The 328-nt window shown below is 49.4% G+C and carries 1 protein-coding gene; it reads left to right on the top strand.

Annotation, left to right across the window (positions count from 1 at the left end; translation table 11 throughout):
- The coding region (locus SB775_RS28280) for a spore germination protein (protein WP_410864486.1) at window positions 1–328 on the top strand (328 nt) is incomplete at both ends.

Genomic DNA, 328 nt, shown 5'->3' with positions numbered 1-328 from the left:
ATTGTTCCTACCACCTTCTGGATGCTGATGCAAGCCAATGAAGATTATTTTGAGCGATTTCAAATGGCTACGCTGGTACGATGGCTGCGATATTTGTTCCTGATCATTTCATTCGTGACGCCAGCGATTTCTGTTGCGATTACGACTTATCATCAGCAGATGCTGCCAACAACGCTGCTGCTGAGCATTGCTGCTGCGAGGGAAGCCATTCCATTTCCGGCGATTGTGGAGGCGTTGATCATGGAGATAGCGTTTGAAGCGTTGCGCGAAGCAGGGATACGTCTTCCGAAAACGGTTGGTCAAGCTGTCAGTATTTTGGGAGCGCTCG

The organism is Peribacillus sp. SIMBA_075 (assembly GCF_046534585.1).
Note: the sequence above shows the minus strand (reverse complement) of the source record. Positions and strands in the feature narration are given on the sequence as shown.